The organism is Arthrobacter agilis (assembly GCF_002953615.1).
GTDB lineage: Bacteria > Actinomycetota > Actinomycetes > Actinomycetales > Micrococcaceae > Arthrobacter_D > Arthrobacter_D agilis_B.
In genome coordinates this window covers 84,771-88,500 of sequence record NZ_CP024915.1, presented here as the reverse complement: position 1 = coordinate 88,500, position 3,730 = coordinate 84,771, and the positions used below count along the sequence as shown (strand labels likewise).

The 3,730-nt window shown below is 69.5% G+C and carries 3 protein-coding genes; 2 read left to right on the top strand and 1 reads right to left on the bottom strand.

Going from position 1 to position 3,730, the window contains the following annotated elements:
• Positions 1-467, top strand: a 467-nt coding sequence (locus CVO76_RS00405; RefSeq protein ID WP_208740297.1) for an alpha/beta hydrolase family protein, incomplete at its 5' end; no start/stop codon positions are given.
• A gap of 22 nt (positions 468-489) precedes the next feature.
• Here CVO76_RS00405 and CVO76_RS00400 read toward each other — a convergent pair.
• On the bottom strand, positions 490-1,146 hold the full coding sequence (locus tag CVO76_RS00400) for a peptide deformylase (RefSeq protein WP_208740296.1): 657 nt from the start codon (positions 1,144-1,146) through the stop codon (positions 490-492).
• Between the two features lie 159 nt (positions 1,147-1,305).
• On the opposite strand from CVO76_RS00400, the gene CVO76_RS00395 reads away from it, so the two are divergent.
• A complete protein-coding gene (locus CVO76_RS00395; protein WP_208740295.1) occupies positions 1,306-3,702 on the top strand; it encodes an ATP-binding cassette domain-containing protein in 2,397 nt (798 codons plus the stop codon).
• Positions 3,703-3,730 lie beyond the last annotated feature (28 nt).

Genomic DNA, 3,730 nt, shown 5'->3' with positions numbered 1-3,730 from the left:
GCCTCGGTGTGATGGGCGGATCGTACGGCGGGTACCTGACGGCATGGACGATCGCGCACGACCACCGCTTCGAGGCGGCGATCGTCGAGCGGGGCTACCTGGATCCGCCGTCGTTCGTCGGGTCCTCCGACATCGGCTGGTTCTTTTCGGAGGCATACACCGGCACGGACCCGGCGCGTGTCGAGGCACAGAACCCCTTCGCGAAGATCGGGCAGGTGAGGACCCCCGCGTTCGTCATCCACTCCGAGGAGGACCTCCGCTGCCCCATCGAACAGGCGCAGCGGTACTACACGGCGCTCAAGAAGCAGGGCGTGGAGACCGAGATGCTGGTGTTCCCGGGCGAGACCCACGAACTCTCGAGGTCGGGATCGCCGTGGCACCGCAGGCAGCGTTTCGACCACATCCTGAGGTGGTGGGCCAGGTACCTGCCGACCAACGCGAACCCGCCCGCCATGGCGGTGCGGTAGCCGGCGGCGGCGCGGCGGGGCCTCAGAAGCCGAGGCCCCGCCGCGCGTCGTCGACGGTCGGCTGCGCCCAGCGGCCGTGCTCCGAGTTCGCACTGAGGGATCGGATGATCGCCCGATCCAGATAGAGCCGGCCGTCCAGGTGGTCCGTCTCGTGCTGCACGATGCGCGCGGGCCAGCCCTCGAACCCGGCGGTGACCGTGACGCCGTCCGGCTGCGTGTAGGTGGCCGTGATACGGGCATGGCGCTCGACGACCGCCTGGTAGCCGGGCACCGACAGGCAGCCCTCGTAGAACGCGTGCAGGGAGTGGTCCACGGCCTCGTAGGCGGGATTGATGAGCACGGTGAACGGCAGGGGGGTGCGGGAACGGGCCTGGGCGACCACCGGGTCCTGGACGCCCTCGTCCTCGAGGACTGCGATCCGCAGGGGGATGCCGATCTGCGGGGCGGCGAGACCCACTCCGGGCGCGGCGTGCATCACGCGGCGCATCGTGGCGATGAGCCGGCCCAGGGTGTCGTCGTCGAGCTGTCCGTCGACGTCGACCGCCGGCCGGCGCAGCACCGGGTCGCCCGCGGCCACGATCCGGGGCTGGTCCACCGACAGGACGGCCTCGACCTGCTCGCGGAGGGCTCCGGCCGGGAGCTCGGGCCGGACCTGGTTGCGTGAGGTATCGGTACTCATCCCACCAGCAAAGCACGATCGCGGACAGCAACGGGTGCCCACCCCATTGCCGGTTCCGCATCGACGACGGACAATCAGACGTGCTGCCCGCGGCTGGCCCCTGTGCCGCGGCTCCCGGCAGACCACCGGCGGAAGCGGCCCCCGAACGATGGAGACACGATGACCACGGCCACCACGGACGTCCAGCAGCCCCAGCTCCACACAGCCGACACGCACGACCTCATCCGGGTGCAGGGGGCGCGCGAGAACAACCTGAGGGACGTCTCGATCGACATCCCGAAACGCCGCCTCTCCGTCTTCACGGGCGTCTCCGGCTCCGGCAAGAGTTCCCTCGTCTTCAACACCATCGCCGCCGAGTCGCAGCGCATGATCAACGAGACCTACAGCGCCTTCCTGCAGGGCTTCATGCCGACGCTCGCGCGCCCCGAGGTCGACGTCCTCGAAGGGCTGACGACGGCGATCATCGTGGACCAGGAACGCATGGGAGCCAATCCCCGGTCCACCGTGGGTACCGCCACCGATGTCAATGCGATGCTGCGCATCGTCTTCTCCCGGCTGGGGAACCCCCGGATCGGGTCTCCGCAGGCCTTCTCGTTCAACGTCGCCTCGATCAGCGGTGCCGGCGCGGTGACCCTCGAGCGCGGCGGCACCACGGTGAAGGAGCGGCGCAGCTTCACCATCACCGGCGGCATGTGCCCACGGTGCGAAGGCATGGGCTCGGTCACGGACATGGACCTCACCCAGCTCTACGACGACACGAAGTCCCTGAACGGGGGCGCGCTCACCATCCCCGGCTACAGCATGGACGGGTGGTACGGCCGGATCTTCGGCGGCTGCGGCTTCTTCGATGCCGACAAGCCCATCCGCGACTTCACGAAGCGTGAGCTGCAGGACCTGCTCCACAAGGAACCGACCAAGATCAAGGTCGACGGCATCAACATCACGTACGAGGGCCTGGTACCCAAGATCCAGAAGTCGATGCTGTCCAAGGATCGCGAGGCGATGCAGCCGCACATCCGCGCCTTCGTCGACCGGGCCGTCACGTTCACCACCTGCCCCGGGTGCGCCGGCACCCGACTGAGCGAGGCCGCGCGCTCCTCCAAGATCGCCGGGCTCAGCATCGCCGACGCGTGCGCCCTGCAGATCAGCGATCTCGCCGCCTGGGTACGGGACCTCCACGAACCCTCGGTGGCGCCACTCCTGACGGCGCTGGGGGAGACCCTCGACTCGTTCGTCGAGATCGGGCTCGGCTACCTCAGCCTCGACCGCCCGTCCGGCACGCTTTCCGGCGGCGAGTCCCAGCGCACCAAGATGATCCGCCACCTCGGTTCGTCGCTCACCGACATCACCTACGTCTTCGACGAGCCCACGATCGGCCTGCATCCGCACGACATCCAGCGCATGAACGACCTGCTCCTGCGCCTGCGGGACAAGGGCAACACCGTGCTGGTCGTCGAGCACAAGCCGGAGATGATCGAGATCGCCGACCACGTCGTCGACCTCGGTCCGGGCGCCGGGACCGCCGGCGGCACGGTCTGCTTCGAGGGTTCCGTCGAGGGCCTGCGCCACAGCGGGACGCTCACGGGCCGGCACCTCGACGACCGCGCCTCGCTCAAGGAGAGCGTGCGCGCCCGCCACGGCGCACTGGAGATCAGGGGAGCGACGTCGCACAACGTGCAGGACGTCGACGTCGACATACCCCTGGGCGTGCTGTGCGTGATCACGGGCGTGGCGGGCTCGGGCAAGAGCTCACTGATCCACGGCTCCGTGTCCGGCAGGGACGGCGTCGTCGCGGTGGACCAGACGGCCATCAAGGGCTCACGCCGCAGCAACCCCGCCACGTACACCGGCATGCTGGAGCCCATCCGGAAGGCGTTCGCGAAGGCAAACGGCGTCAAGCCGGCCCTGTTCAGCGCGAACTCCGAGGGCGCCTGCCCCACCTGCAACGGCGCAGGCGTCATCTTCACGGACCTCGCCATGATGGCCGGCGTCGCGACCACCTGCGAGGTCTGCGGCGGCAAGCGGTTCCTGGCCGAGGTGCTCGAGTACACGCTCGGCGGGAAGGACATCAGCGAGGTCCTGGCGATGCCCGTCACCGAGGCCACCGAGTTCTTCCGGGCCGGCGAGGCCAGGGTGCCCGCCGCCCATGCCATCCTCAGCCGTCTCTCCGACGTCGGGCTCGGGTACCTGAGCCTCGGCCAGCCCCTGACCACGCTGTCCGGCGGCGAGCGCCAGCGCCTCAAGCTCGCCACCCACATGGGGGAGAAGGGCGGCATCCTGGTCCTCGACGAACCCACGGCAGGCCTGCACCTGGCCGACGTCGAGAATCTGCTGGGCCTGCTGGACCGCCTGGTCGACGCCGGCAAGTCCGTTCTCGTCATCGAGCACCATCAGGCGGTGATGGCGCACGCGGACTGGATCATCGACATCGGCCCCGGAGCGGGGCACGACGGCGGGAAGGTGGTCTTCGAAGGAACGCCGGCAGAACTCGTCGCTTCCCGGGCGACGCTCACCGGACGGCACCTCGCCGAGTACGTGGGCCGTCCCGCCGGGTGAACGAGGTCGCGCCCGAGGTGGCCGGACG

What these genes read in the sequence shown, in the direction of transcription:
- CVO76_RS00395 (WP_208740295.1), top strand. Translation starts at nt 1,306, where the DNA reads ATGACCACGGCCACCACGGACGTCCAGCAGCCCCAGCTCCACACAGCC.
- CVO76_RS00400 (WP_208740296.1), bottom strand. Translation starts at nt 1,146, where the DNA reads ATGAGTACCGATACCTCACGCAACCAGGTCCGGCCCGAGCTCCCGGCC.